General features: G+C 40.2%; 30 protein-coding genes. 5 read left to right on the forward strand and 25 right to left on the reverse strand.

Annotated features, from left to right (window positions below; translation table 11 throughout):
- Window positions 1-26: 26 nt before the first annotated feature.
- Window positions 27-575: a hypothetical protein gene (locus JMN32_RS19600; protein WP_202858064.1), complete on the reverse strand. Its 549-nt coding sequence runs from the start codon at window positions 573-575 to the stop codon at window positions 27-29.
- A gap of 708 nt (window positions 576-1,283) precedes the next feature.
- On the opposite strand from JMN32_RS19600, the gene JMN32_RS19605 reads away from it, so the two are divergent.
- Window positions 1,284-2,009: a CPBP family intramembrane glutamic endopeptidase gene (locus JMN32_RS19605; protein WP_202858065.1), complete on the forward strand. Its 726-nt coding sequence runs from the start codon at window positions 1,284-1,286 to the stop codon at window positions 2,007-2,009.
- Window positions 2,010-2,124: 115 nt separating this feature from the next.
- On the opposite strand, the gene JMN32_RS19610 is transcribed toward JMN32_RS19605, so the two are convergent.
- Window positions 2,125-2,289: a YqaE/Pmp3 family membrane protein gene (locus JMN32_RS19610; protein ID WP_202858066.1), complete on the reverse strand. Its 165-nt coding sequence runs from the start codon at window positions 2,287-2,289 to the stop codon at window positions 2,125-2,127.
- Window positions 2,290-2,580: 291 nt separating this feature from the next.
- On the opposite strand from JMN32_RS19610, the gene JMN32_RS19615 reads away from it, so the two are divergent.
- A complete protein-coding gene (locus tag JMN32_RS19615) occupies window positions 2,581-4,338 on the forward strand; it encodes a SpoIIE family protein phosphatase (RefSeq protein WP_202858067.1) in 1,758 nt (585 codons plus the stop codon).
- Between the two features lie 37 nt (window positions 4,339-4,375).
- On the opposite strand, the gene JMN32_RS19620 is transcribed toward JMN32_RS19615, so the two are convergent.
- The 3 genes from JMN32_RS19620 to JMN32_RS19630 all read right to left on the reverse strand — a co-directional run bounded on the left by JMN32_RS19620 (window position 4,376) and on the right by JMN32_RS19630 (window position 7,407).
- Window positions 4,376-5,023 carry a hypothetical protein gene (locus tag JMN32_RS19620; RefSeq protein WP_202858068.1) on the reverse strand — a complete coding sequence of 216 codons (648 nt, stop codon included), beginning with the start codon at window positions 5,021-5,023 and terminating at the stop codon, window positions 4,376-4,378.
- 160 nt (window positions 5,024-5,183) lie between these two features.
- Complete coding sequence (locus tag JMN32_RS19625) at window positions 5,184-6,281, reverse strand: type 1 glutamine amidotransferase domain-containing protein (protein ID WP_202858069.1); 1,098 nt, start codon at window positions 6,279-6,281, stop codon at window positions 5,184-5,186.
- 82 nt (window positions 6,282-6,363) lie between these two features.
- The gene (locus JMN32_RS19630; RefSeq protein ID WP_202858070.1) at window positions 6,364-7,407 is read right to left on the reverse strand and encodes a helix-turn-helix domain-containing protein; all 1,044 of its coding nucleotides are present in this window, start codon (window positions 7,405-7,407) and stop codon (window positions 6,364-6,366) included.
- A gap of 222 nt (window positions 7,408-7,629) precedes the next feature.
- Between JMN32_RS19630 and katG the strand changes: the two genes are divergently transcribed.
- Entirely contained in the window at window positions 7,630-9,885 is a 2,256-nt protein-coding gene (gene katG / locus JMN32_RS19635; protein WP_202858071.1) for a catalase/peroxidase HPI, read from the forward strand.
- 203 nt (window positions 9,886-10,088) lie between these two features.
- Here katG and JMN32_RS19640 read toward each other — a convergent pair whose 3' ends face one another.
- The gene (locus tag JMN32_RS19640) at window positions 10,089-10,466 is read right to left on the reverse strand and encodes a nuclear transport factor 2 family protein (RefSeq protein ID WP_202858072.1); all 378 of its coding nucleotides are present in this window, start codon (window positions 10,464-10,466) and stop codon (window positions 10,089-10,091) included.
- 86 nt (window positions 10,467-10,552) lie between these two features.
- Complete coding sequence (locus tag JMN32_RS19645) at window positions 10,553-11,683, reverse strand: DUF2652 domain-containing protein (RefSeq protein ID WP_202858073.1); 1,131 nt, start codon at window positions 11,681-11,683, stop codon at window positions 10,553-10,555.
- Window positions 11,684-11,950: 267 nt separating this feature from the next.
- On the opposite strand from JMN32_RS19645, the gene JMN32_RS19650 reads away from it, so the two are divergent.
- Complete coding sequence (locus JMN32_RS19650; RefSeq protein ID WP_202858074.1) at window positions 11,951-12,823, forward strand: phytanoyl-CoA dioxygenase family protein; 873 nt, start codon at window positions 11,951-11,953, stop codon at window positions 12,821-12,823.
- A 78-nt stretch (window positions 12,824-12,901) separates the two neighbouring features.
- Here the strand turns inward: JMN32_RS19650 and JMN32_RS19655 are convergent, their stop codons facing one another.
- The 18 genes from JMN32_RS19655 to JMN32_RS19740 all read right to left on the reverse strand — a co-directional run bounded on the left by JMN32_RS19655 (window position 12,902) and on the right by JMN32_RS19740 (window position 23,779).
- Window positions 12,902-14,089: a hypothetical protein gene (locus tag JMN32_RS19655; RefSeq protein ID WP_202858075.1), complete on the reverse strand. Its 1,188-nt coding sequence runs from the start codon at window positions 14,087-14,089 to the stop codon at window positions 12,902-12,904.
- A gap of 403 nt (window positions 14,090-14,492) precedes the next feature.
- Complete coding sequence (locus tag JMN32_RS19660) at window positions 14,493-14,981, reverse strand: DUF4468 domain-containing protein (protein WP_202858076.1); 489 nt, start codon at window positions 14,979-14,981, stop codon at window positions 14,493-14,495.
- Window positions 14,982-15,009: 28 nt separating this feature from the next.
- Entirely contained in the window at window positions 15,010-15,615 is a 606-nt protein-coding gene (locus JMN32_RS19665; protein ID WP_202858077.1) for a hypothetical protein, read from the reverse strand.
- Window positions 15,572-15,823 (reverse strand): hypothetical protein, encoded by a 252-nt coding sequence (locus tag JMN32_RS19670; RefSeq protein WP_202858078.1) that lies wholly within the window; start codon window positions 15,821-15,823, stop codon window positions 15,572-15,574. The genes JMN32_RS19665 and JMN32_RS19670 overlap by 44 nt, the downstream gene beginning before the upstream one ends.
- The gene (locus tag JMN32_RS19675; protein WP_202858079.1) at window positions 15,786-16,049 is read right to left on the reverse strand and encodes a hypothetical protein; all 264 of its coding nucleotides are present in this window, start codon (window positions 16,047-16,049) and stop codon (window positions 15,786-15,788) included. Before JMN32_RS19675 ends, JMN32_RS19670 begins: the two co-directional genes overlap by 38 nt.
- Before the next feature lie 46 nt (window positions 16,050-16,095).
- Complete coding sequence (locus JMN32_RS19680; RefSeq protein WP_202858080.1) at window positions 16,096-16,434, reverse strand: hypothetical protein; 339 nt, start codon at window positions 16,432-16,434, stop codon at window positions 16,096-16,098.
- A gap of 11 nt (window positions 16,435-16,445) precedes the next feature.
- Window positions 16,446-16,727, reverse strand: a complete 282-nt coding sequence (locus JMN32_RS19685) for a hypothetical protein (protein ID WP_202858081.1) — start codon at window positions 16,725-16,727, stop codon at window positions 16,446-16,448.
- Between the two features lie 10 nt (window positions 16,728-16,737).
- Window positions 16,738-16,965: a hypothetical protein gene (locus JMN32_RS19690; protein WP_202858082.1), complete on the reverse strand. Its 228-nt coding sequence runs from the start codon at window positions 16,963-16,965 to the stop codon at window positions 16,738-16,740.
- A gap of 2 nt (window positions 16,966-16,967) precedes the next feature.
- Window positions 16,968-17,618 (reverse strand): DUF3164 family protein, encoded by a 651-nt coding sequence (locus JMN32_RS19695; RefSeq protein WP_202858083.1) that lies wholly within the window; start codon window positions 17,616-17,618, stop codon window positions 16,968-16,970.
- 40 nt (window positions 17,619-17,658) lie between these two features.
- Window positions 17,659-18,084, reverse strand: a complete 426-nt coding sequence (locus JMN32_RS19700) for a hypothetical protein (RefSeq protein WP_202858084.1) — start codon at window positions 18,082-18,084, stop codon at window positions 17,659-17,661.
- Window positions 18,081-18,710 carry an ATP-binding protein gene (locus JMN32_RS19705; RefSeq protein WP_202858085.1) on the reverse strand — a complete coding sequence of 210 codons (630 nt, stop codon included), beginning with the start codon at window positions 18,708-18,710 and terminating at the stop codon, window positions 18,081-18,083. Before JMN32_RS19705 ends, JMN32_RS19700 begins: the two co-directional genes overlap by 4 nt.
- A 5-nt stretch (window positions 18,711-18,715) precedes the next feature.
- Window positions 18,716-19,087, reverse strand: a complete 372-nt coding sequence (locus JMN32_RS19710; RefSeq protein ID WP_202858086.1) for a hypothetical protein — start codon at window positions 19,085-19,087, stop codon at window positions 18,716-18,718.
- Window positions 19,080-19,721, reverse strand: a complete 642-nt coding sequence (locus JMN32_RS19715) for a hypothetical protein (RefSeq protein WP_202858087.1) — start codon at window positions 19,719-19,721, stop codon at window positions 19,080-19,082. The genes JMN32_RS19710 and JMN32_RS19715 overlap by 8 nt, the downstream gene beginning before the upstream one ends.
- Entirely contained in the window at window positions 19,721-20,650 is a 930-nt protein-coding gene (locus tag JMN32_RS19720; RefSeq protein WP_202858088.1) for an ATP-binding protein, read from the reverse strand. The genes JMN32_RS19715 and JMN32_RS19720 overlap by 1 nt, the downstream gene beginning before the upstream one ends.
- Window positions 20,651-20,702: 52 nt before the next feature.
- Complete coding sequence (locus JMN32_RS19725; RefSeq protein WP_202858089.1) at window positions 20,703-21,029, reverse strand: hypothetical protein; 327 nt, start codon at window positions 21,027-21,029, stop codon at window positions 20,703-20,705.
- 127 nt (window positions 21,030-21,156) lie between these two features.
- Window positions 21,157-23,343, reverse strand: coding sequence for a transposase family protein (locus tag JMN32_RS19730; protein ID WP_238354554.1), 2,187 nt, complete (start codon window positions 23,341-23,343; stop codon window positions 21,157-21,159).
- On the reverse strand, window positions 23,337-23,564 hold the full coding sequence (locus JMN32_RS19735) for a DUF6171 family protein (protein ID WP_202858091.1): 228 nt from the start codon (window positions 23,562-23,564) through the stop codon (window positions 23,337-23,339). The genes JMN32_RS19730 and JMN32_RS19735 overlap by 7 nt, the downstream gene beginning before the upstream one ends.
- On the reverse strand, window positions 23,561-23,779 hold the full coding sequence (locus JMN32_RS19740; protein WP_202858092.1) for a hypothetical protein: 219 nt from the start codon (window positions 23,777-23,779) through the stop codon (window positions 23,561-23,563). Before JMN32_RS19740 ends, JMN32_RS19735 begins: the two co-directional genes overlap by 4 nt.
- Window positions 23,780-24,117: 338 nt before the next feature.
- On the opposite strand from JMN32_RS19740, the gene JMN32_RS19750 reads away from it, so the two are divergent.
- On the forward strand, window positions 24,118-24,594 hold the full coding sequence (locus tag JMN32_RS19750; protein ID WP_202858094.1) for a hypothetical protein: 477 nt from the start codon (window positions 24,118-24,120) through the stop codon (window positions 24,592-24,594).
- Window positions 24,595-24,596 lie beyond the last annotated feature (2 nt).

Below are 24,596 nucleotides of genomic sequence, written 5' to 3' on the forward strand. Positions count from 1 at the left end.
TATTCAGTTAAATTTGATCCGTCATACTACTCACTCCTGAAAATCACATCCCTTTCATCATCATGAAAAAAACTGAAGGTGACATAAAAAGGCTCCTTAAGGGGCAGCTTTTTGAATTCTTGTGTTTTTACAACGGAGCCTATAATTTCCCCCATTATTTTATAAAAAAACATGATTAGCCCGGAGTAGTCCCTGTCTATGACTTCGAAACTGTCTTCACCACTAATGTTAAAATATTGTTCAAAAAAAACATTATTGTCGATGGCCGAAGTGTTCATAATACAGCCCTCATCAAAAGCAGTATCTATATCATTTTCAGGCAAAAAATCTACCTCAATATCACCTCCGTATTCATTCCAGCAAATATCCACCACACCTATTTTGTCGATGTTGTTATTACCCAGGTGATTTGTATCTACTTGCTCAAAAAAAGACACCAAGTCAGTATAACACCTTACGGCTTCGGTTTCCCAATCCACCTTGCTTATAGCGGTCTTATGTTCATCTTTCTCTAAATGGTCTGCCACAGGCGTAATGGCAGTATAAAAAGAGGGGGATAAAAGCTTCCTTTTCATATATAATTATTTTTGTACAGTAAAAGACTCAACCTACAAAGTTAATACTCTGATAAAAATATAAAATCACCGAAAACCGGTATTTATGCAAGGTACTTTTTGACTATTAAAGCATATAAGTATGTTTTTTGTAGTTTTTCATAAATCATAACACGCTGGTTGTTAGTAGATAATCTTTTATGTTAAAGCCTATATTTAACATATTCAAAGACTTGCTGAAAAAATAACTAACCACGAATTTTAACCACAATACTGAGGCTACAATTGCTTTTTATTTTCTATAAGCATCAAAATAAGGATATACGGCATTTTAAAACACATATTAATATGGATCATACTCTTGGAGTTGTATCGCACTACAACATCCAGGAAATAGGGAGGGTATCATTGAAGGGTAAAACCCATGAGATGATGCTCTATAAAGTGGGTGAACTTTAGGAAAAACCAATCTTAGTTTAACCCAGGCCTGCTTTCCTATCATGTTCAGGTTCCGGTTAAGGGTATAATCTACCACTAAACAGTTTCTTACCAGGCTCTTGGAAACCATATTCAGGTTTGGTGAGTCTAACTCTACGTATACACGCCAAGCTATTTAAGACCACCAAATAAGTCATTCCTCTGTATATGAGTGGCTTAAGGTAATAAAAATAGCATTGGGTCACCCAACCTTTATACTAGGCTATTAACCTTAAACCCCTAATCAAACATATGGAGACTAATGCTGTAAAATATGACATTGCAAAACCTTTTCATATTAAAACCTTAATTCAAATTACTGTAGTGATGGCTTCAACTGTCGGTGTCAAAACTCTCGCCGACTATTTTGGCATTAACGGCGCCGGGTCCATAGGCATATGGACAGGCATATTGATAGCCACTGCATTTATGAAACAGGAAGGCATACGCTGGACTGACTGGGGATTACAACTGCCCAAAGGAAGTAAAGAGTGGTTCATACAGCTTGGTCTGGCTTTACTTACTGTAATTGGTGTTTTTCTACTTATGGGACTGGTTTTAGACCCCTTGCTGAATAATATGGGTTTAGTGAAACCGGCAGAAGCAGCAGACAGGTTCAGGTTTTTCCTTGGTAAGCCGGCACTGTTTATCGCTTACCTCATTGGTGTTATCTGGTTTGGAGCTGCGTTGGGAGAGGAGCTACTGATGCGGGGCTTTCTATTAAACAGGCTGGCTTGCTTCTTCGGCAGTAACAAGTCTGCTCATATCATAGCACTATGTATCCATTCCATAATTTTTGGTGCAATGCATAGCTATCAGGGCTTACACGGTATCATCACCACTGGCTTTATTGCGGTGATTTTTGGTACGGTATACTTACTGGCCAAGCGCAGACTTTTTATAGTTATACTATCTCATGTGCTTATCAATACTATCAGCCTTACGGCTTTTTACCTGACGGGAGGTGAGGTTAACTAGCGAGGGGATAAACCTCTATATCAATTCATTTCCAAGCCGGGCTTAACTCTTAACAGCCCGGCTCTTTACAAATCTCTACATGCCAATAATACTGGCATTTATCTATACTTAATTATCACTTATCATGCTTGGCAATAACCCATACTGCATGAATAATTCCGGGAATAAAGCCAAGAATAGTAAGCAAAATGTTTAACCAAAAAGCTCCCCTGATGCCTACCGTGAAAAACACCCCCAAGGGAGGAAGGATGATGGCTAATATTAGTCTTAAGATGCTCATAAAGTATTGATTTATAAAGAAACATGAAAACTAAAGAATAATCAGCAATGCCACAAGACCTTGACCTGACCTACGCCATAATCATAAAAGTACTGCAACTATTTATTTTAACATTCATTATATTTTGCATTCTAATGTATCACTCGGCTGGTATACTAAATTCCAACTCCTCTATTGAACCACTCGGTCAGGAAATGGATTGTAACATTTACCATGGCCATGCCATAGGAAGTACTTCCATTTTTTTCTATTTTAGAAGCTTGGATGTATCATATATCTTATAAAGTCTGTATGCTTAGAATTCTTTTCTTTTTTAACCTGGTTTTCCTGCTACTTTCTTATTCCGCTCAACTTAATGCCCAGACCAACGAAGATCTGGAGGCTGCCTTAAAGAATAAGAATTACCCACTGGCTGTTGACCTTTATTATAAAATGGGTTCCGATGCCTGGAAAAGGGGTGATACTAAAAATTCTGAGGAATTATTTCAAAAAGGAATTAGGTTGTCAGAAGACAATAAACTGAGTGGTCAGTTACAATATGGCTGGTATAGCCTGGGACTTATTCAGTACAACTCCAATGCGTATAATGATGCCATCAAAAGTTTCGAAGAGAGTCTGGAATATGCGAAATCCAATAACGACCAGGAGTCCATGGCTCGTTGTCAGTTATACGTTGGGAAAAGTTATTTCCTTAGAGGTAGAAATCGCAGATCGGTTAATGCCCTTGAAGAAGCCTTGAATATCGCGCTTAAAATAAAAGACTTAGACCTCCAGAAAGAATGCTACTCATGGCTGAGTAAAAGCCACAAAGCCATGGGGAATGAGGAAAAGGCTGTGCAATATGACAATAGTTTCACACTCATCAATAGAGACATAGAAAGGAAAACAGAACTGAGTACGATGGAAGAGAAGATCAGTTCTGTGGAAAAGGAACTGGAAAGCCAGGAACAGACCTTGGAAAGCCAGGAGCAAACACTCGAAAGCCAGCTGCAGGCATTGAAAAGCCAGGAACAAACCTTAAAAAGCAAAGAGCAAACGCTCGAAAAAGTATCTGATTCACTCAAAGAAATAGCCAAGATCACTAAAGAACAACAACTCAAAATTGATCTGCTCAATGTTGAAAAAGAACTGACCGATGTAACCTTAAAAGCCAAGGAAGCCGAACTGGAAAATAATAAGCTAATCCGTAATTCATTGATATTTGGCCTGTTATTAGTTGGGCTATTAGGAGCAGCTATTTATAAAGGCTACAAGGATAAGATGAAAGCCAGTGAAGAGATTCATAAAAAGCAAATGGATATAGAGAGCAGTATCAATTACGGACTGCGAATACAACAGGCCATGCTACCCAGTAAGGAAAAATTCGAGCAGTTGCTACCGCAATCCTTCGTTTTGTTTAAGCCTAGAAACGTAGTGAGTGGAGACTTCTATTGGATTAATGAACTCTATAATGAGAAAATAGCCGTTGCAGCTGTAGACTGTACTGGTCATGGCGTGCCCGGTGCCTTTATGTCTATGATCGGGTCAAATGCGCTGGACAGTATTGTAAACACTTATGTAGATGAACCGGATAAGATTTTACATGAACTGCACCGCAGGGTGCTTAATGCCTTGAAGCAGGAAGAAACCGGTAATAAGGATGGCATGGATATGGCCTTATGCGTTATTGATACAGACAGGGATCAACTCTATTTTTCAGGAGCCAAAAACCACCTCATCTATATCAAGGAAGGGGAGGTGTTTCAGATCAGAGGGGACAAACACCCTATTGGAGGCATAAGAAAAGTACCTGCCAGTTTCACTCAACATACAATTGACCTTGAAGGAGAAATGTACTTCTACATGTACTCAGATGGTTTTGTCGATCAGTTCGGAGGGCCCGATAACATGAAGTTTATGAGTAAAAAGTTCAAAACGCTCATTGAAAAAATACACTTGCTCCCTATGGAAGAGCAAAAAGCCAGGTTGGACGAAGCACTTGCAACATGGAAGGGGGACAATAAACAAACCGATGATGTGTTAGTAATCGGCTTTAAACTTACAGTCTGAGTTCCCTCAGCATGGTTGAAGAGTATGAGTACTGAGCCTAAGTTGTAATAGAAACCATTTCTTTCCTGATCAGTTTAATACCTTTTTCATAGGCCACTGTCAAAGCAGTGATCTGATCAGTCACATTAACACTTGATTCCCCGCCCTCATCATCTTGAAAGCGCATTGCTCCAATGGTAGTTTTTACCTGAAACTTTGAATTGACACTTCGTGAATTTAGATCATAGATGAAAAACATCAGACTTGCGCTATTCGATTCATTATCTGCATTGTACATGCTATTTGAAGGATCAAGTTCGTTTTCGGTATATGTTCCATACGAACCGCCTTCCCTTAAGCCGATAACCTCCGTTCCGATAACATACCTGACACCCAGCTTTTCAGCAATCACTGCCAGACTTGCGGTGTCCCTTATGGACACTTTGGCGATAGGATCTCTACCAACACCGGCTTTTATCAAGTTATATTCTTCTCCCGGGAGGTAATACAACTGGCTGTTATCGTCCAGTTTCTTTTGAGCAAGCCCGAATAGCTCTTGAGATCTGTAATCATTCAGCCACAAAGTAGACAAGAACAAGATTTTGGTATTAGCCAGTAATCTCGGGCTACCCGTATATTTGGTGATTTTTGTGCCTGCACATGCTCCCGCCAGTGCAGCCAGAATGATGATAATAGATCGTTTCAATACCATTCATTAAAAGTCCATAAAAATAAAGGGCAAGTATAAATAACCTGGCATCGATTACGGCTAAAGTAAACTAAGATAATTGCCCATCGTTAATATACTGATTCAAAATGGGGGAGAGGCCGAATTCCGGATACCAGCTTCTCCCTCCTTAAATCTATCAAACCAAGGACTTAGCATATTTTAAAAGGCCAATAATTTTGATGGCTTTAATAACATCCAGTTGCATTGCAGCTAAAATACTATGCACAGCCAAAAGCTCCCGATTCACCGGAGCATTCTTAACAGTTCGATAGTTAGTAATGAGTTCCTTTGCCTCGTCATACCCTTGTTTATGAAATGTAGTCAAAACCTTAACCGTGTTCTCCTCACCCGTCTTCCTACGCTGTTTAGGTTCATAACCCAATTGCTTTATCATTGCCTCTGCCAAAGTCCAGGTAGACCAGGGGTTTTGACCTGTTATCAGGTTGCCATCATGAACTACATTCTCCAGGTACATTTGTCCTGCTTTGAAGTTAGCTCCATTAGCTACCAGCTTGTCCTGAAGTAAAAAGGGAAATATAGAGGCAGCATCTTTGATAAGAAAAAGCTCCTCCTGATTAGTAAACCCACAAATAGCTTTTCCGTCTAAAAGGTGGTTTCCATTACTGAGTTTGACATTCGCCAAAGCCGCCGGACCATGGCATACAGCTCCAACCACCTTTCCCTTTTCATAATAATCACGTACAATGGACTGAATAGGGGCGTTTTGAGGAAAGTCAAACATGGCCCCTTTGCCACCAACAAAGTAAATGGCCATATAATCATCAGGTTCTACATCTTCCATCGCTATGGTATTGCTGACCTTAGCCTGGGCAGTACTGTCATTTAAAAAAGCATGATCATAAACCCCCATATCTTCATCATCTATGACGACTGGAGCTTTACCACCCTGAGGACTGGCCACATCCACTTCGAAGCCATTAGCCACAAATACATACCAGGCCCTTGCGAGCTCTGACATTTCGTAGCCTGTCGGCTTTTGGCTTTCTCCCATGGTGTCACTACTGGTTACCACGGCCAGTATTTTACCTCGCTTTTCAGGCTGGTTTTCCATGACATAAGATAAGTCTCCTGGCATCATGGATTCAAGTCCGGTCAATGCAGTATCGATGGGATAAAGTAAGCTTATAAACCAATATCCGAATCCTGCCAGTGACAAAATCAGACATAATAGAGAGATTAAGGACCATTTGATAATTCTTTTTTTCCTAGACATAATATTTCGTTGTTTTTGCTACAAATGAGGCCATATGTCAGGATAAAGTCTTTCGAAATGATCATTTCGAAAGACTAAAAGATCATTTTAACACCTCTTTTCGGTAGGATACAGGTGTTTTTCCGGTTTGCTTTTTAAATGCCGTGTTAAAACTTGAAATGCTGTTAAAGCCCACATCATAAGCTATCGCAGCAACAGTATGGTTGCTGTATTTTTCTTCCCCAAGTATACGGGTAGCTTCGGTAACTCTGTAATGATTAACAAAGCTGTTAAAGTTTTGCTGACTCATTTTATTGATCACCATTGATAATACCTGCGGACTCACTTTGAGTTGCTCACTAAGATATTTTAAGGTGAGGTCAGCTTGTTTATACAGAGCTTCTTCATTCATCAAATGTAAAACCCTGGAATATAATTCCTCAGACTGTTTACCGGATACCGTTGTAGTTTGGTACTTGGTATAGCTTATTTTTTCCATGTACCCTTTGCGGATAACTATGAAGCTAACAGAATACGCCACAATGGAGTACAGTATAGGGCCTACAATATAGGGTACCTGCTCTTCAAAAAGATTAAGTACATAAACCACCCAGATAACCAAAAGTCCATAGAATAGCAGCTTTAAAAAGTGGTAAACATCAGCGTCTAAGCCTGACTGCCTTTGCTTTAATGCATAAGTATGACCAAGTACCAGGTAGAAAAGGAAATGCAGATAATAAGCTGCAAACGTGGTTATAAAAAGTCCCATCGGTAGGGAAGTCAGGTGACTTTCCTCTACCCAAAGCCCAAAACCTAACCCTGCCAGAAGTGGAATGAAGTGGAGCCCATGGACAAATCTAAGCCTAAAGTTCTTATGGCAACATGACCGTACAAACAAGTAAAATAGTGGCCCCATCGCAAAAATTGCCCCCAACCCGGTGAAAATGAATTTGACGTCCAGGTTTTCAGTAAACTCTAAAAAGACTGATTTTCCAATTCTGAATGACAAAACAATCAGAAGCAGGCCCAGCAATTGGTTGGCTACTGTATTGCCTTTAGGGTAGGTCCACAGAAATAGAGCAAGAAACAGGCCATGGATAACACCAAGACCACTGAGCACAACCAATATTATGTCGGTAGTAGACATGAGCGCAAATTAACGAAAAAGGAGGAATACGCTGGCACTTTAAACCATTTTGGTACCCATGCAAGGGTATATAGCTTTTGTCTATTAGAGTATAGTTTTTTAGAATCAATAAAACTGGCTCTCAGCCTTATAAAAGGGTATATTTAACTAACCAACTTACTAAGAATGTCGACAACCCCTTAGTGCTATAGTTAAAACCCTTAATCTTAAAATTTTATCGATATGGAGAATAACAAAAACAGCAATGCAGCCACAGATAGCCCCATTCAGAGTGACAATGGAGCCGCCAAGTGTCCATTCATGCATGGAGATGTGAAATTCACTGCGGGCCATGGAACATCCAACCGTGACTGGTGGCCCAATCAGTTAAATTTGAAAATTTTGCATCAACATTCTTCCTTATCTGACCCCATGGGAGAAGACTTCAATTACGCTGAAGAATTTAAAAGCCTCGATCTTAAAGCTGTAAAACAAGACCTTTTCGACCTGATGACTGATTCTCAGGAATGGTGGCCCGCTGACTATGGCCATTATGGACCGTTTTTCATTCGTATGGCCTGGCATAGTGCCGGCACTTACCGTATTGCCGATGGCCGTGGGGGAGCAGGCTCAGGTACACAACGCTTTGCACCACTCAATAGCTGGCCTGATAACGCCAATCTAGATAAAGCACGATTATTACTTTGGCCTATCAAACAAAAATATGGCAAAAAAATATCCTGGGCTGACCTCATGATCCTGGCAGGGAACTGCGCACTGGAATCCATGGGATTTGAAACCTTCGGATTTGCCGGTGGGCGAGAAGATGTATGGGAACCAGAAGATGACATTTATTGGGGCTCAGAAGGAGAGTGGCTGGGCAACAAAGAACGTCATGCCGGTGATGTATTGGAAAATCCTCTGGCTGCATCTCATATGGGGTTAATCTATGTAAATCCAGAAGGCCCCAACGGCAACCCTGACCCGGTAGAAGCTGCACATCACATCCGTGAGACCTTTGGTCGTATGGCCATGAATGATGAAGAAACGGTAGCATTGATTGCGGGAGGCCATACTTTCGGCAAAACACATGGTGCTGCTGATCCTGTTAAGTATGTAGGCAAAGAACCAGCAGGTGCCAGTATTGAAGAGCAAAGTCTGGGCTGGAAAAACACTTACGGTACCGGAAATGCCGGTGACACCATTACCAGTGGTCTGGAAGGAGCCTGGACATCAACACCAACCCAATGGAGCAATAGCTTCTTTGAGAATCTATTTAAATATGATTGGGAGCTAACTAAAAGCCCTGCCGGCGCACATCAATACAGACCTAAGAATGGAGCAGGAGTGGGAACAATTCCTGATGCTCACGACCCATCAAAGAAACATGCGCCCTTTATGCTTACCACTGACCTCTCACTGCGCATGGATCCTGAATATGAGAAAATATCCAGACGCTTTTATGAGAATCCTGATGAGTTTGCTGATGCTTTTGCAAGAGCCTGGTTTAAACTAACTCATCGTGACATGGGGCCCTTATCACGCTATTTGGGGCCAGAGGTACCAGAAGAGGAGCTGATTTGGCAAGATCCACTGCCCGCCTTAGATCATGACCTGATTAACGAAAAAGATATAGCAGATCTGAAAGCCAAGCTACTTGATTCTGGCTTGTCTGTATCTCAGCTGGTAACTACGGCCTGGGCTTCTGCTTCCACTTACCGCAATTCGGACAAAAGAGGTGGTGCCAATGGAGCGCGTATCCGCCTGACTCCTCAAAATAACTGGGAAGTTAACAATCCTGAAGAACTGGCTAAAGTACTAAAAACATTAGAAGAGATTCAGCAAGCCTTCAATCAGGCACAGTCAGGCAATAAAAAGGTCTCCCTCGCTGACCTGATCGTGTTAGGGGGATGTGCTGGTGTAGAAAGGGCAGCTAAAGATGCAGGTTATAACATCACTGTACCATTTTCACCCGGGCGTACGGATGCAACGCAGGAGCAAACTGACGTTGAAGCATTTTATATCCTTGAGCCTAATGCTGACGCTTTCCGCAACTATGTAAAGAAGAACAGCAGGGTAACGGCTTCGGCAGAGGAAATGCTGATCGACAGGGCGCAATTGATGACCCTGACTGCTCCGGAATTGACCGTTCTGTTTGGTGGAATGCGTGTACTAGACACTAACTATGACCATTCTAAACACGGCGTATTCACTAAGCGTCCAGGAATACTCACTAACGACTACTTTGTTAACCTACTGGATATGAGTACAACCTGGAAAAGTATCTCAGATGACCAGTTAGAGTTCGAAGGACGTGACCGTAAAAGTGGTGAACTAAAGTGGACCGGTACCCGGGTAGACCTAATCTTCGGTTCAAACTCAGAGCTTAGGGCAGTGGCAGAAGTCTATGCTTGCTCAGATGCACAAGAGCGCTTTGTGCAAGATTTTGTAAAAGTATGGAACAAAGTAATGAACCTGGACCGGTTTGATCTGAATTAGACCCGGTACACTATAGGGCACAATGGGCTGTATAATAAGTCACAGAGATACTGACTTTAATTCAGCCCTTTGTCTTTCTTATTCCTTATCCAATCAAGCATAAAAATAGCTGCACGATTTGCCCCCTATCAAGACAGGCCGCCATGTAACATTTCATAGCGGCCTGCCTATTTAGAGATTCCGGAAACTAAAAAGTTGCGGGGTTATGCAGCCTGAGGTGTGGGTGAGAAGAAAAATCGTTCGGTGACAATCTTTCCATTTTCTACTTCATAAACACATATTTCCTCCATAGTTGTTCGTCCCACTCCCTTCATTGTCACATCTAATTTCATGGATATGGCAAAAAAGTTATCTGCTATAATAGGATCCGAAATTTCCATGGAATGGATCTCCTCGGTCATTTCGTTAAAATGCTTACTCTTTTCTAGTTTTCCTTTTATGCCTTCTACACGTTGTCCGGGTGTATTATCAGGCTCCAGGGATAATATATTATCTGCATAAAGCTCATGTTCGGCGGTATCAAATTGCCCTTTGCGGCAAAGATCTACCAGTCTGTTAGCTACTTCTCTTACTGTTTTCATAGTGGTTATAATTTAGGTGGAACATATCTAGAAACACTTATTTTTCATATCTACAAGTATATAACAACAGGTCAGTTAATAATGATTTAAGCTTCCTGGTATGAAGCAACATGCTTATACCTTTGTACCTCTTGCGCCATACCTTTCATGAGCGCCTGACAACTCAGCTGCTCCATTTTGTCCAAACTTTGGTTCATTTGTAATACAGAGTGGGTAATAAACCTACTAAAAAGGCGTAAGATGCTGCGTGGTAATATGCCCAAAAGCCTGACTCTCCATTTATAATGAGTACCCCCGTCTTGCTCATATAGCTCTCCCGTAATTTTAGCTTTGACCCATCCTCGTTCATTACATACTGTATAGTAGCGGAAAGGCCGCCAATCGAGTATATGCTCTATGAAATTGGAGTTGGTACAATGATTATTTGAAGCAGGCCCTGTACGGCCTTCCGGCCTGTCTTTTTTCACCCAGTTGGCCTTACTGCCAGCATACCATAAATTGCGCTTATTGGGGTCATTTAACCAGTCCCAAATGATAGGCGGTGGAGCAGTAAAAGTGTGCTCAATACATACATCAGCCTGATCATCAGAAATGTAATCTTTGCAATTAGCCGTATACTGAACATATTTTTCCTCAAAATTAACAGCCGTTGTCTCTATTTTACCAAAATGCTGATAGTGCTCATGACCATGATGCACACTTGAAGGGCTAATACCCATTTTGTCCATGCAAATATTGGAAAACAACACATAACCCTTCCAGCCAGTAGTATCAGTTACTTTGTTTTTCAAAAGCCGGTGAGCTAGGTTGACACTGGAACCAACGGGTTTAACCTTACCTGCAATTCTCTGAAGCATGAACTCACCATAATGCACAACAAACTTCAAATCCAGATTAGCCACCTCCTGACAAGCCCTGCAAGGACAAGTGATATTGTGGATCATGGTCCTTTTATTGATTCTGAAATTGACATACGTAGATTCCACTAACTCCAGTAGCAACTCTCCTCTGGAAATAGCCTCTTCAGTGGCATATAGAAACAATGCGTCTCCTTCAACTTCAGCCAGTTGTAAAGTGGGAGTCAGTTCTTTAGTCAGAAATTGTATAATATGGCTTAGTACAAGCGGCGCATGGGCTAGTTCCGAATTGGCCATAAAAGCAGTGTAACCGGAAATATCGGCCAGCAATATATAGCCTTTTTGTGGTTGTACCTCCATTGTCTTTCATCCAGTTTAATGTACTTACAGACATATAACCCGGCTTACAAGACCAAAACCAAGTGCTGAATTTGTTTTGTCTTTGGGATAGTTATAAAGATAGTAAAATCTTACACCCTAATCAATTAAAGCACATTGAATATCAATTGTTTAAAACATAAATGAGTGGGTGATGGCAACCCTACTGATGTAGCATTCTAATAGCGATATGAGTTGTACTATTCGTCATATAAAGTTATCTTAAGCCATCATTATATCTCCAAACCGATGTCACAAAAATACGACATAAGCCCACTTCAAAAGCATAGCTTTTTAAAACAGGGCTTTGTTTTGCTACCCAAAGCCATTCCTGCCAATTTACTGAAGCAATGGCAGCATCTAACCGATGAATTGTACCAACATGCCACCAGCATTCATCGAGATGAACAACTTCAGGATATGCATATTATTGAAAGCCTGGGTAAGAACATTTTGACACGATGTAATAACATCCTGGGCATATATCCAGATGCCGTATTGGACCTTCTTTCATCTCCGGCTATGCTAGCCATTGTAGAAGAGCTTTGTGGACCTGATGTAGTACCTTTGTCATGCGATGTGCTTTATAAGCATCCATGTAAAGATTCTGTCATACCCTGGCATCAGGATGCTTTGCATAATCGCAGATTTCCATATCTCAATATAGGGGTGTACCTAGACGATGCCGAAGAAGGTGACGGATGCCTTAGTTACGTGCCCGGCACGCAATCTAAAGCCCAGGATATCTGTGAAATGATCAGAAACCATGGTTGGGATATACCTGAGGTAGTTGAACAACCAGCCAAAGCCGGAGACATCCTGATACAGGATATGATGGTACTACACGGATCTCAGGCAAAAATTAAGCATGGAGCCCGTCGTACTATTTATATTGAAATGAGACCCTTTGAGGCCATCATTGACCAGGGATTTCAGAGTAGGGAATGGGCTGAACTGCGCAAGCGATGGATGGGACTGGTTAAACGAAGAGCTATGAACAACGTGAATGATAATTCTCTAGGTCTGGGAACAGATGTTGATGAGATTGCTGCAATTCTAGGTAAACCGGAGTCCCCATTACCTGCTGTATATTGCTATAAACAACAATTGCTCACTAAGTGATCAGTGACCATGAACAATTGCTTAACACAAACAAGCCCCTTATTTTAAATGTAACCAATGAGAGTTATTTCTGTTAGACTATATTTCATCCAGAAACTCAACCATTTCAACTTCGTCGTCTCCAATAAAATTGTTTTCCTCTTGAATTTCATCTGAGTATTCATCCATTTCAACCTCTTCAAAATTGTCTAGCATGTCAAGCTCCACTTGAATGCTATCATAATCTGTATTTATTAGTTTTACTTTATCTCTGGTGTCTTTCTCAACTTGTTGTTTAATATGATCAAAGGAATTAACAATCAGAAAAGGATCAGTGTTATTTATCTTATTGAGTACCTCAGTCAACCAACCTGTATATTTACCATTAGCATAAATTTCCATTTCCATCAGTTTCGCCCTCTCATATTCGTCTAAAACAATTTTTTGCAAGCTGCCATAGTAATTCCAATACAAAGAAAGTGATAATGAATTATAGTTTTTCGCTTTTAATGCTTTATAGGCCTGTTGTTCAGATTCATGATCTCCTAAAATATAGCTAATATGCGCATCAAACAACACCTCCGTCCCTTTACGTTCACCTAATTTCATGGCGTTTAAAGTGCTGTAGTCTTCATAGTATTTTTGCAGCATAATTGAATAGCTGCTTTCAACCTCGCCTTCTATGGCGCTATCTATTTCGCTTATCCAAGGATCGCATCCCCAACAAGGTGGCAATTCAGTATACATCTCAATATCCGTAACTTTTGCACTCTTTAGTAAGGCACCAGCCTCTTTTCCCTGCTTTATATTTAACCATTTGGCAAACCCACTTCCAGAAACGCCTTCCTTCGATTGGTTATACAAGCCTTCAACAAAATGATTTAACACAAACCTCTCAGCATGCTGCTGAGGTCCTACCGCTCCGGCACTGGACCCTGCCTTTACTTCAGACCAAACTCCGTTCTGCTTCACCCGCCCCGAACCTGCACACCTTCTGCTTTTACCTAAGGACTTACGTACTTCCACTGCCTGTGTTTGGTCAGGGTGTACAGGTTTCTTTTTTAGCATTTGAATAACCGAAGAGCCTGATGAACCTTGTGAAGGGCTGCTATGACTGCGGCTAACTTCCTGCATATTACTATCAGTAGATCTTTCCGAAGTTATTGAAGGATTCAAATTGTCTAAAAATTGAACAGTACTGTTAAGTTTATTGCTGTCTAAACTGGTACGGTTTTGAGTTAACCGATTTCCAAGTGTATTTGTAGAGTTAGATAAATTATCTTTCATCCTTGCTAATATTAGTTCAGGCTATAAGTTCAAATTAGTCGTTATATATAACAAAGTAAATACCCAACCTTGGGTATTCTTACACTAAAAAGACATCATTATGACGGGGGTAAAACGAAACGTACATATTAAAAGAAGATTAAAATTAGCGGAAATTTGCGGAAATCTGGAAAATTAGCGGGATTTTGGAGCAAAACCGGATTACCACAATGCAAAACGAAAAGTACATTTAAGTACATATTGCGGTAAAGATAATAGGACACGGTATAACAATCAATACTATTTAAATTCTGCTTCTGGTGAATGTATAGTTAATATATGGCATAAAAAAAGGTACTTAAATATGTACCTTTCGTTTTGCGTTAAAGTATCGAACTGGACGCGTATAACTGGACATGGAAGGCTACCATTCTACGGTTTCAGAGGCACTCATATGAGTCTTTAAAGTGGCTATTAGATCCTGCACTTCCTCATCAACTCTTTCAAACATTTTTTTACTGCCTGGCTTGCCTTTGTACTTCTCAAGTGGTGTGTGTCTACCGTCCGTAATCCAGTCTATTATGAAATGATCTATGGTGTACCTATAACGCCCGTCTTTAGCCTCTATCGTGACTGTATGGTATACGTCACGACCTACCATTGTGTGAACTACATTAATCACTCCTTTACCTATTAACTTCCTTTTTTCGGCATCTTCTAGCTGTATGACGGCGTTTGCATCTTTATAGCTGTTAACAAACCACTCTTTAGCCTTTCCGTAAAGCTCCTGAGCGTCTCCTGTGGCCTCAACTACTTCTTGGTAAGTGTACAGTCCATTCTCTGCCGTTATGGCGTCTTGAGCGGATGTAATAAAGGGGAAAACGGTGATGATAATGGCGAGAATTATTTTCATGCTTGCTTTAACTTAAATGTTTATAGCCTTAGATGTCTAGCTTCCCTGGAGATATCCAGACCCTCCGGTCGTTTTGTCTAAAACCTAAGTTACGTAGATGTGACCAATATTGTGACAATTCCTCAGGAGAAAGTTGCTTTTCAAAGCGTGCGTCATACTCATTGGGAAACTTACTTTTCTCAGGTAGACCGTTTCTGTTGATGTCTCTAATGTAGTTGTAGTGCCGTATGTAATCGTTGATACTTTTAGCGTATGTTAAAGGAAAGCTATCATTTGAAAAATAGGTGTTTAACAGTCCTTTAGTTACGACCACCTCTTTAATGTTGGCTTTTTCTTGCTTCTTAGCCGTGTATGTACTACCTCTTTTAGCTTTAAAGTACATACAGAATAACTTTAGTTTGTCGTGTGCAGTCTTGGCTTCCATCTCAGTAACTTCAAATACCTCTTTAAGCGCTGTTAAATCGGTCAGATTGAATGGAAACTTAGCACGGACAATATCCTTTTCTCTGTCTGTTAAAGGTCTCTTAAACTCCCAATTAACAGCACTTAAAATATCGTCTTTAAATAGGATATATGCGGCGCCTTTGAGGCTACCGGCTTTCCTGGTTGTTATCTTGTAGATGGAAATATTCATTATTCATTACTTTTGAATATACTATACTGGCTTTTTCAGGATCTACCGGACGGGAGTCAACTCGCTTGAGAATGTTGTAATAGTTAATAACCCAGTAGTTTCTGAAAATAAAATCACTGATGTAGTCTTTGTTATGACGCTTCTTAAGGTGGTTAATAACATCACGGATCTCACGATCTCTTATTGCTATAGGATTTCGATCCTGCATATTTTAATAAAAATGATTGGTATACCTTTTCAAATTGGCTAACAGCATCCACAAGTTCCTTTCCTGTCATTGCTTCTAATCGCTTGCGAATGCTGCACTTTTCTGACTCACACCAGCCAGATACATTTTGCTTATTAATCTCATGTGCTGGTAGATCCTTCTGAGACTGATTACGTGGTTGATCATAACCCATCTGATATCCAAGGTATAGGAGCTTCTTACGCATGCGATTGTTTTGAGAAGAAAAATACCTCCTTTCGGAGGTATTAGACTTATTTGATTGTTGTAACTTGCTCCGGCTCATTTTTCTCAAGGTTTGGGATTAACATATCTATCATTATCCTGGTCATCCGTTTGCGTGTTCTGTACGCTGCTGGATAGCCTTTGCCTAAATAGCTGTGTTTGACATGGTCTACAAGGACAACTCTTCTCTTAATGCTTCCACGCTTCTCTGAGCAGGTAATGATTACTTCATCACTATCTCTTTCTAAAGCCTTCTTTGATAGTTCAGTGTCAGTCTCTATCATTATTGAGTTTATCTTGCCATCCTTAGCAAGATCATAGACATTTTCATCTACTGAGATTGTTAGATTGTTGTTCTTTTCTTTCATAGTACATATCATTAAAATTTGGTTAAATTGAATAATGTTTCTGTAATTACTTGTTCATCAAATGAGGGATCACTCTTAACTTTTAATGATTCTGACTCTCCCCAACACTTTACCATAGGGTACCCGTTGATGGATACTTTACAAAAACCTGCGCTATGCACTTCATAAGCATCCTCTTTCACATGCTCAGCGGCAATACCTGCGTGAACAAGCATTCCATTAAAGACACATGCTTTATACCAATACATTTTTGCTGTGCCTATTCTGAATATTATGTATTTAAGATCATTCATTTTATACAGGTTAAAGTTGCATTGGATCACCCCTTAGATCATCGTCACAAAACTCACTTGAAGGTGTTTTTGCATATAGCATAAGTGCGTTTGCCAATTGAATAGCTTCATCACTATTTAAATCAAAGAAGGTATCATCACCATCATTTTCTATTTGAAGCTGAATGGTTGTCCCTCCAACTAGTACAAGTCGGTAATTGTCTTCTTCTACTATTACAGTTTTGTTTTTCAATGGCATAATCAAAAATTTATACTTGCAAAATTCAGGTTAATAAGCTCCCACTGCCCCTTATCATTGCGCTGGTAGAAGTTTATGTACCTGGTTGTTTCCTTTGGGTTGTATGACTCCTTAAACAGCTTTATTGCTTCTCTCCAGTCCTCATCATCAAAGTCGTTTTCCATGTTCCATAGCTTCATTATCAGCTTATCATCAAAATCTCCACTGTGGGTTCTCTCAAGGAGTTGTAGTACTAGCTTATAGGTTTCCTTGGCGCGTACTTTAACAAACCTTTCAAGGAAGCTCTTTAGCTTTTGTTCTGCCATATCAGCACGTTCATCGAATCCTTTACGAGTCTGACTGCTGTATTTGATCTTTAGTGTACCTTCAGCATTCTCAATGCTAAAGCCTCCTTTACTGTTGGGCTTAATATCTCCATACTGCTTCATAACCTCGTAAAACTGATCCATCTTATTGAATGCATCCCGCTTGAAATGTTTGATTTCAATGCTAATTTCTACAGCCTCCTTTGTAAGATCCTTGATCAAGTTTTCTCTGTCTTGTTCATATTTCTTGCGGCGGGCCTCCTCTTTTCTCTGCTTGGTTTTTCTGCGCTTCTCCAGGAGCTGCTCAAGCTGATCGTCTGTTAACTGGTCTAATTCTTCTGTTGTCATTTTAAAGAGTATTTAATTGCTTGTTAAACTTTTGGTTTTGCTAGAGATATTTGATTAATCGGTGAGCACTGGCACTCATCACCGCTGAATTGATATGTACATTATCATGGCTAACCAAGTGGTATAACCTGTAGTAGTTAGCCAGATCGCCTTTGCTATACATGGCCCATAGATTACCATATCTAGGATCTTCGATGGCACATAAACCTACCCCTAGATCCTTTCTTATCTTTGACATGAATATCATATCAACACGGTTCCATTCCATACGCCACCACGCCCAAAACTCTGAGGTTTGTGGTAGGTGCTGCATGCCATAATCATCCACCTGCATTACATTTTTCAGGTAGCTATATGCTGATTCAAATGTCATGGTGAAGAGCTCTTCAACAGAGAGGCCGGTGAGCATTGACACCTTAGCCCTGTTTATATTATGTAACTGCCTTACTTTATCTGCTTGATTCATGATAGTGACATTTGTAATTGAGTGCTCATTCTGCTTCGCTGATCCCATATGATAAAGGGCTTGTTACCTCCGAAACGACTACGTATGGCCGCTTTAAAGTCCTTCACACTGACCTTAATATCACAGCAGTACTTAATCTTTTTGGCGTGGGTGTCCATCGGATCATTCCAGCAGGTTATTATTATCGCCTTGTGAGGAAATCGCTCATGTAGCTGCTTAAACTGATCAAATGTTAGCTTCATATAATCAAGGCTGTCTATTATTAGAACCCTGCCAGAATTGGGCTTTTGTACCTTCTTGAAATATGGTTCAAAAACCTTTTGAGACTTTTCTGCTAGCATAAACTTGCTTCCCTTGATCTCATACATTTTATTGCGCTTGTATGCTATCTGGAATGTGGATGACTTGCCTTGTTCAGTACTATTGAAGTTTACTTTTCCGTAGTGAGTTGCCAGCATCTTTGCAAGCTTCATTACATATTCAGTTTTCCCGTGACCGCTTGGGCCTTCTATGAGCATTCTAAAGTTTTCGCAGACAGTGCCTAAATGGTCAGCCCATTCCTGTGGCATTTCAAGCTCATCAAACTTCCAGTTCATTATATCGCTCTTTCCGTAGTTCTTAGCCATGACTTTCAACTTAATTTTTGGTGGAGTTCGTACATGAATTTGTTTATAACTGGATGGCAGTAGACAACTTCACTAAAGAGTTGGCTGCATTCCCAGAAACATATTGCCTGAGCTGGTGTCCAGGTCATTTTATAAATGTCCTTGATCATGTCCAGGTCTGTGTAATATTTGGTGTATACCTCTCTTAATAAATACACTTTCTGCATCAGGTTTGAGTTTGATAGCGTAAGTGGCTTTTGCCCGCCTCGATGTAAAAGTTCACCACTTATTCTTTCAACCAGCCTTGTTATAATTGGCTTAATTAATTCTGCTTGATTTCTACTGAGAGATATTTGTACACTTCCTTTTGAGTTGATTTTGACTGTAGAACTACTCATTATTCAACTCCTTTCTAAGCCTATTGATCTTACTGTCAATTTCTCCCTTTATTCCTTCCAGTTCCACCCATTCTCCTGGAGAGCACCTAGAAATGGCCTTGCTTATTACATCACGTCTCCTGATTAAAAAATCAAGTTCCTCCTTTCTTAAATGTGTGAGTTTTCTATTAAGCTCTCTAAGCCAGTCAATTTTCTCCTGGACAATGTGCTTTGTAAAGTAAGGAGGGCCGTACTTAGCTTTTAGTTTATCAAGCTCCTCTGTCAATTGTACAATCTCAGTAATTGTTTCACCTATCAAGTCAGCACGCCTATCGGCTGTCATGATCTCTTGGTCATTGTTTTCCAGCACGCCATCAATATCCTGAGATTTGACTTGTTCTATTCTCTCTCGTATACTGAAAATCCTGCCATCAGCCTCTGAGATATAAAGTTCAAGTAGCCCTTTGCGCTCCTCCATGATGATGGTTTGGCGTGTTTTTACTCGACCTGGAAAATCATCCCTATTGATTTTCTCTAAGTCTCGGTTAAGCTTAATCCATTCCTGATCCCACATTTTTCTGTGGACTTCTAATGCAGCCTTATAGCTTTCATCATTCTTAACCATTTCTGTCAATTCCCATACATTAATAGCCATTAGTAATCGAGGTTAAATAGATCAATGATATCTTTTCCGTTGAGTTGTTCGCCACAGTTGCGAATGTTTTCCAGGATAACCTGAACATACTGACTAAGCATGTCATAATCGAAAATGTATTTTGCCAACACATTAATAGCTGTCGTGTCAGTAATTCCAGAGGTTTTACATATCTCTTTGATCTCCTCCTTACTTATCTCCTTTAATTCTACCCTGTTAGGGAAGAACCTGCGCCTCAGTTGTGGGAATCCTGGCTTTGCTCTATCAGCCATAGTATTTATCTTGCTGATCAGGTTCATCCCTGATAATATCATTCCGCATTTGCGATCAGTGAAGTCTGCTATTTCTTTAACCAGGTCAAATAGGTTGTTTTTAAGGTACTCAGCTTCATCTATAATGATTAGATACCCATTTACGCTCGTTACTTTTCTCTGGATTGCTAACATTTTTGACCTATTGCCACGCAATTGATCTTTTATGAGAAGCTTCTTACAGATCTCTTCAAGCATATCTTTAGCGCTCATTGTCCTGGTTACTTTGATGTATAGAACTTTATCATTATGTAAGGCGTATCTCTCAAGAGAGTATGTTTTTCCTAGCCCTGTGTCCGCCTCCAGGAGTATTCTTTGCCTTTTGCTCTGGGCACTTTGGCAGACCGTTTGAACTAACAAGTAATTTTTGGTATCCCAGTGTAGTTCTGTATCGAATCTTAGTCCTAAAAAGTCTGATAGTGTATTAAACACCTTGTCAGGTATAGGGCTGTTTTTCCCTTCTCCTGTACTCATGGAATACTCTCCATTTCTTATGCGCGATATATAGGCTGAGACTACTCCAGACTGTTGAGAAAGCTTGTTTGCAGATCTCTCTTCTGAGAAATCAATCCATTCGATGACTGATTCGGTGATTTTTTGTTTGTGTTGTAAATTCATAATTTTAATTCACGTTTAAATTATAGTTAAGGCCTCTTGAGAGTTGGCGCGATCAAGGGGCTTTGCTTTTATCTATGTCAATCACATTGACATTTGATGCCTTGATTTCTTTGATAGTTCTTCCTTTGTCTTCCTCCAGCAGTAAACTGAAAATGCTATAAAGGGTGTTAGGGATAATTGTTGATGGAGATATAGATATCTGAAGAGATCCATTCTTGTCTATTATAACATCTCCGGTAAAGTGTTCTTCTCCACCAATAGTGATTTTGGCTGTATATAGGGAACCTCTCTTGAATATGATTGCATCAGGTTGATTTGTCCCCGTTTTAGGAGGGTTTAACTCAGCTTCTCCAACGATGAATATTTTTACTTTTGTCATGGCTTAAATTGTTTAATTAAGTGTTATTCCCGATCCGCTATCAGATCTTCAGTTGTTTTGGGTCTGTACAGTTTGGCTTTCTCAAAGTCCATAGCTGCGTAATCCATTGAATGTATTTTAATTTTGACTACCATCGATTTACTCGTTTCGTAGGTGTATTTTCTATTTGATTGGTCGAAGGATTGAATCTGTTTAGCTTTTTTGATCCTTCAGGTCTGTCCTTATTTTCCTTATCAAGTCTGTAGCTGTCTCCATTTACCAGCTTTTCAAGCATGTCGGCCTTAGCCGCGTTTAGTATGCTTTTGTCGTATGCGTTAGCTGTAATGGCCTCGGTATATGTTCCGTTTTCCTTAGTTATTTCAACTAATCTGTTATACCTGTTGGTGGTGATAAGCTTTTGCTTCTTTTTACTGTTTAGATGATCATTAAGAAGCTTTGTTTCTCCTTCAGTCCGGTCTGCCAGAGCCATTGAGAACTCTTGCTTTGTACTTGCGAAGACGTGGCTATCATTAAAGAGGTAAGGTCGTCCGTCTCGATATAGGTAAACCTTTTCTATATTACGCGGATCGTATTTGATATTGAAGGACTCACCTATATGTAAGGAGTTGAATTCTGGGTCCGAAATGATTAGTTCATGCCTCTGGTTATCAATTTGAAGCTTCATGCCTACATTGGTATATTGGTATGGCTGAGGGACAAATTGGTTTAATTGTCTTGTTTTGCCCTGGTCAACTACCTTAACTTGCTTTAAGTCTCCAGGCATCTCATAGAATGCTTCAATCTCATGTTTGTGAGTGTATGGCCTTTGTTGGTTCTGGGTAGTGGCAATACTCTCTTTATATTTCTCCAATGGAGACTTTGAGCCATTAAATGATTTATGATTCCAGAGGGTGAAATCTTCGTGGAGCTCTTTAATAGCCTGGTCAATTGTAGGCAGCAATCCATCTTTAACCTGCTTAGCAAGTGCCTCTCTGTTTCCACTTCTGTCCAGGGTTTTGGCTGTAATGTTTCCGCCTGTGTATCCTGTTCTAAATTTCAGTATCTGGTCATTGAATTTAGAAAAGAAGCTCTCTATTATCTTTGATCTTGCATTTCCTACAGCAGTAGGTGTACAGTGTGCCGTGAGGGCATGCATGCACTGCTGAGCATGGTAGCTCTTAATAGCTGAACTGTTGTCAAACTGTAGTTGATTAGGTAGGTAGCCTGAAAGTTCACAAGCCATTCTTAAAGACTCTTTAACTGCCTCTGTAGTTTCAGTAGTACTTACATGAAATCCGATTACACACCAACTATGGGCGTCTAGGATGACAAAAGCATTGAGCCTACTGTACGCCTTTTTGGTTTTAGGATCGAAGTAATAACGGTGTACAGGTGATCCGTCAAGTACCCAAAGGGCATTGGCATAAGATGGCGTTTTTCTCTTGGTTACTATTTCAAACTTATCTCTGTACTGCTGACGGCCATGTCTCTGCTCGTAGACCAATTGCTGTACATCCTTACTCATAAGGAAGTGCTTAACAGTGCTGTCACTTACAAGTGCTTTATGGCTCCATCCGTATTGTCCATTACTGACTACATAGGCCTGAACCATTTCGTTGGCCTTGCGCATGTACATGTTGTAGGTCTGCTCAATGCTAGGCTTGTTTGGTTCGCTGTAGATTTGTATTAAAAGTGCCTCTTGTTCTTCTCCAAGCTTCTGACTGTTGCTGTTGCCATACTTTTTACTGATAAGGCTGTCAAGTGACTCGTAAAGATCCTGATCAGTGTAATTACCATTTAAAGGCTTTTTAAATAGTTTGTTAAATGGTTTTAGCTTCCTCTTTAAGACTTGTATGCTGTTACACTTCCATTTACTCCAGTCGTCTTTTGCTCCCATAAGTTCAATAGCATCATTGTAGAGATCATCGAGGGAGTTATAACCCATGCTTGTGGACTGGCTTCTTGAAACGGAGGAAAGGAATAATAACCAGCCTGCTGTCTCGCTCAACTCTCTGGCTATCTCATACACCTCAGGTTTTCCTAGAAAGTAATCGTAAGCTTTAGCGGGAATGCTTATCAGTTGCTCTATGTTTCGTTTGAATAGCTGAGCGGGTTCTGGAAGATCGTATTTGTCCAGGGTAGGTGTCGGAATAGTATTATAGTTGATAAGAACATCACCGCTAACCTTTTCATGTTGCCAAGAGTCAAGGCCGTTATTTTTGTTACGGTACTTGCCTTTGTTTATGGTCTCTTCCAGTTGTGTTCTGTAGTCAGGTGCAACCAACTCCAAAAGCTCCCTAGCACTTAACCAAACTATGTCTTTTCTAACTACCATTTGTTTATTGGGCAGGTCGCTGTTGTAGATCGTGTCTTTGATGGCATGAAGCATCCGCATAGTTTGCAGTTGCTGGTAATGGTAAGGTTGGGGCACTGCTGGCAAACTGCGTATCGTTCAGTAGCTAGTGTTTCTACATTGTTGTTAGCTACCCCTACAATCTTCTTAGCCAGATTAGTAGAGCCTTCAATGATTTGTTTTGCTTGGGTTATCTTCTTCATATGATCACCATTAGGTTTGTCTTAGTAATTGGGAACCTATGTGTTCCTTTTTCTTTTATTTTCTTTGCTATAAGCTCTCCGCGTTCCACCTTATAAGCTTTGTATATGGTGTCGTCCTCTCGGGTCTTGAATAGCTGGCCGCTTTGTATGGAAGCAACTTTTGAAGGAAGAGCAAGGCATAGCTTTCCATTTAGTGTGATGGTTTGCCCTGTCATGCCGTCTGTAGTTTAAGTATGTCGGTGTGGTTGCACTGAATCTGGTAGATTTGGGCGTTCAGCTTTTCATTGAGCATTTGGATAGCTGCGTTGTGTATCTTACGACTGTTGCTACGTCCAGCGAAAAAGTAGGATACTGCTCTCTGTGTTACTCCTGCGCGAGACGCAAGCTCTTTTTTGGATATACTATTCTCCTTGAGTTTGCGTTCTAACTGCTCTCTTTTTTGTTCGGATAATTGGTGTAATTTGTTCATATTTGATTGTCGATTGTAGAACAATTATATAGAGAATTTTCTAATAACACAATGTTGACTGAGAAAATTTTCTAAATTTGAAATATGAACCACTCCAGCTGGCACGATAGACTTGCGCAATTTATTGACTATTTAGGGCTTAAACCCTCTTCTTTTGAGGGCATTGTAGGTCTTAGCAATGGGTCAATCTCAAAACCTCTAAAGAGCAAATCTTCTATAGGCTCAGATAAGTTTGAGAAAATATTCTCAGAATACCCTGATTTATCTCCAACATGGCTACTAAAAGGACAGGGAGAAATGTTACTCAGCAATGGACCTGGGGACTCGCAAAATCAAGTTGCGGAGGAATTTGTAGTATACCTGAAAAATAATAAGGATACCGCCAGTATTATTATGGAATTAAGGGGTATGGTTCATGATGCCAGACAGGCTCATTTAGTAGGCTTGGTAGAAATGGTAATTAATGAACTCAGTAAGGAGAATATTGAGTTGAAGAATAAGGTAATTAAGCTTTATGAGGATCGAGACAGGTTACTTGAAAAAGTAGAAAGATACCTTTAATA

The organism is Fulvivirga marina, from assembly GCF_016775155.1.
In the GTDB taxonomy this organism is placed as follows: Bacteria; Bacteroidota; Bacteroidia; order Cytophagales; family Cyclobacteriaceae; genus Fulvivirga; species Fulvivirga marina.

Coding starts and splice junctions, on each gene's coding strand:
- JMN32_RS19690 (WP_202858082.1), bottom strand. CDS start 16,965: ATGCCATTGAAAAACAAAACTGTAATAGTAGAAGAAGACAATTACCGA.
- JMN32_RS19695 (WP_202858083.1), bottom strand. CDS start 17,618: ATGACAACAGAAGAATTAGACCAGTTAACAGACGATCAGCTTGAGCAG.
- JMN32_RS19715 (WP_202858087.1), bottom strand. CDS start 19,721: ATGGCTATTAATGTATGGGAATTGACAGAAATGGTTAAGAATGATGAA.
- JMN32_RS19700 (WP_202858084.1), bottom strand. CDS start 18,084: ATGAATCAAGCAGATAAAGTAAGGCAGTTACATAATATAAACAGGGCT.
- JMN32_RS19640 (WP_202858072.1), bottom strand. CDS start 10,466: ATGAAAACAGTAAGAGAAGTAGCTAACAGACTGGTAGATCTTTGCCGC.
- JMN32_RS19630 (WP_202858070.1), bottom strand. CDS start 7,407: ATGTCTACTACCGACATAATATTGGTTGTGCTCAGTGGTCTTGGTGTT.
- JMN32_RS19665 (WP_202858077.1), bottom strand. CDS start 15,615: ATGAATATTTCCATCTACAAGATAACAACCAGGAAAGCCGGTAGCCTC.
- JMN32_RS19615 (WP_202858067.1), top strand. CDS start 2,581: ATGCTTAGAATTCTTTTCTTTTTTAACCTGGTTTTCCTGCTACTTTCT.
- JMN32_RS19625 (WP_202858069.1), bottom strand. CDS start 6,281: ATGTCTAGGAAAAAAAGAATTATCAAATGGTCCTTAATCTCTCTATTA.
- JMN32_RS19735 (WP_202858091.1), bottom strand. CDS start 23,564: ATGAAGAAGATAACCCAAGCAAAACAAATCATTGAAGGCTCTACTAAT.
- JMN32_RS19675 (WP_202858079.1), bottom strand. CDS start 16,049: ATGCGTAAGAAGCTCCTATACCTTGGATATCAGATGGGTTATGATCAA.
- JMN32_RS19670 (WP_202858078.1), bottom strand. CDS start 15,823: ATGCAGGATCGAAATCCTATAGCAATAAGAGATCGTGAGATCCGTGAT.
- JMN32_RS19660 (WP_202858076.1), bottom strand. CDS start 14,981: ATGAAAATAATTCTCGCCATTATCATCACCGTTTTCCCCTTTATTACA.
- JMN32_RS19600 (WP_202858064.1), bottom strand. CDS start 575: ATGAAAAGGAAGCTTTTATCCCCCTCTTTTTATACTGCCATTACGCCT.
- JMN32_RS19730 (WP_238354554.1), bottom strand. CDS start 23,343: ATGGTAGTTAGAAAAGACATAGTTTGGTTAAGTGCTAGGGAGCTTTTG.
- JMN32_RS19680 (WP_202858080.1), bottom strand. CDS start 16,434: ATGAAAGAAAAGAACAACAATCTAACAATCTCAGTAGATGAAAATGTC.
- JMN32_RS19610 (WP_202858066.1), bottom strand. CDS start 2,289: ATGAGCATCTTAAGACTAATATTAGCCATCATCCTTCCTCCCTTGGGG.
- JMN32_RS19705 (WP_202858085.1), bottom strand. CDS start 18,710: ATGGCTAAGAACTACGGAAAGAGCGATATAATGAACTGGAAGTTTGAT.
- JMN32_RS19750 (WP_202858094.1), top strand. CDS start 24,118: ATGAACCACTCCAGCTGGCACGATAGACTTGCGCAATTTATTGACTAT.
- JMN32_RS19650 (WP_202858074.1), top strand. CDS start 11,951: ATGTCACAAAAATACGACATAAGCCCACTTCAAAAGCATAGCTTTTTA.
- JMN32_RS19685 (WP_202858081.1), bottom strand. CDS start 16,727: ATGAATGATCTTAAATACATAATATTCAGAATAGGCACAGCAAAAATG.
- JMN32_RS19725 (WP_202858089.1), bottom strand. CDS start 21,029: ATGACAAAAGTAAAAATATTCATCGTTGGAGAAGCTGAGTTAAACCCT.
- JMN32_RS19605 (WP_202858065.1), top strand. CDS start 1,284: ATGGAGACTAATGCTGTAAAATATGACATTGCAAAACCTTTTCATATT.
- JMN32_RS19645 (WP_202858073.1), bottom strand. CDS start 11,683: ATGGAGGTACAACCACAAAAAGGCTATATATTGCTGGCCGATATTTCC.
- katG (WP_202858071.1), top strand. CDS start 7,630: ATGGAGAATAACAAAAACAGCAATGCAGCCACAGATAGCCCCATTCAG.
- JMN32_RS19655 (WP_202858075.1), bottom strand. CDS start 14,089: ATGAAAGATAATTTATCTAACTCTACAAATACACTTGGAAATCGGTTA.
- JMN32_RS19720 (WP_202858088.1), bottom strand. CDS start 20,650: ATGAATTTACAACACAAACAAAAAATCACCGAATCAGTCATCGAATGG.
- JMN32_RS19740 (WP_202858092.1), bottom strand. CDS start 23,779: ATGACAGGGCAAACCATCACACTAAATGGAAAGCTATGCCTTGCTCTT.
- JMN32_RS19710 (WP_202858086.1), bottom strand. CDS start 19,087: ATGAGTAGTTCTACAGTCAAAATCAACTCAAAAGGAAGTGTACAAATA.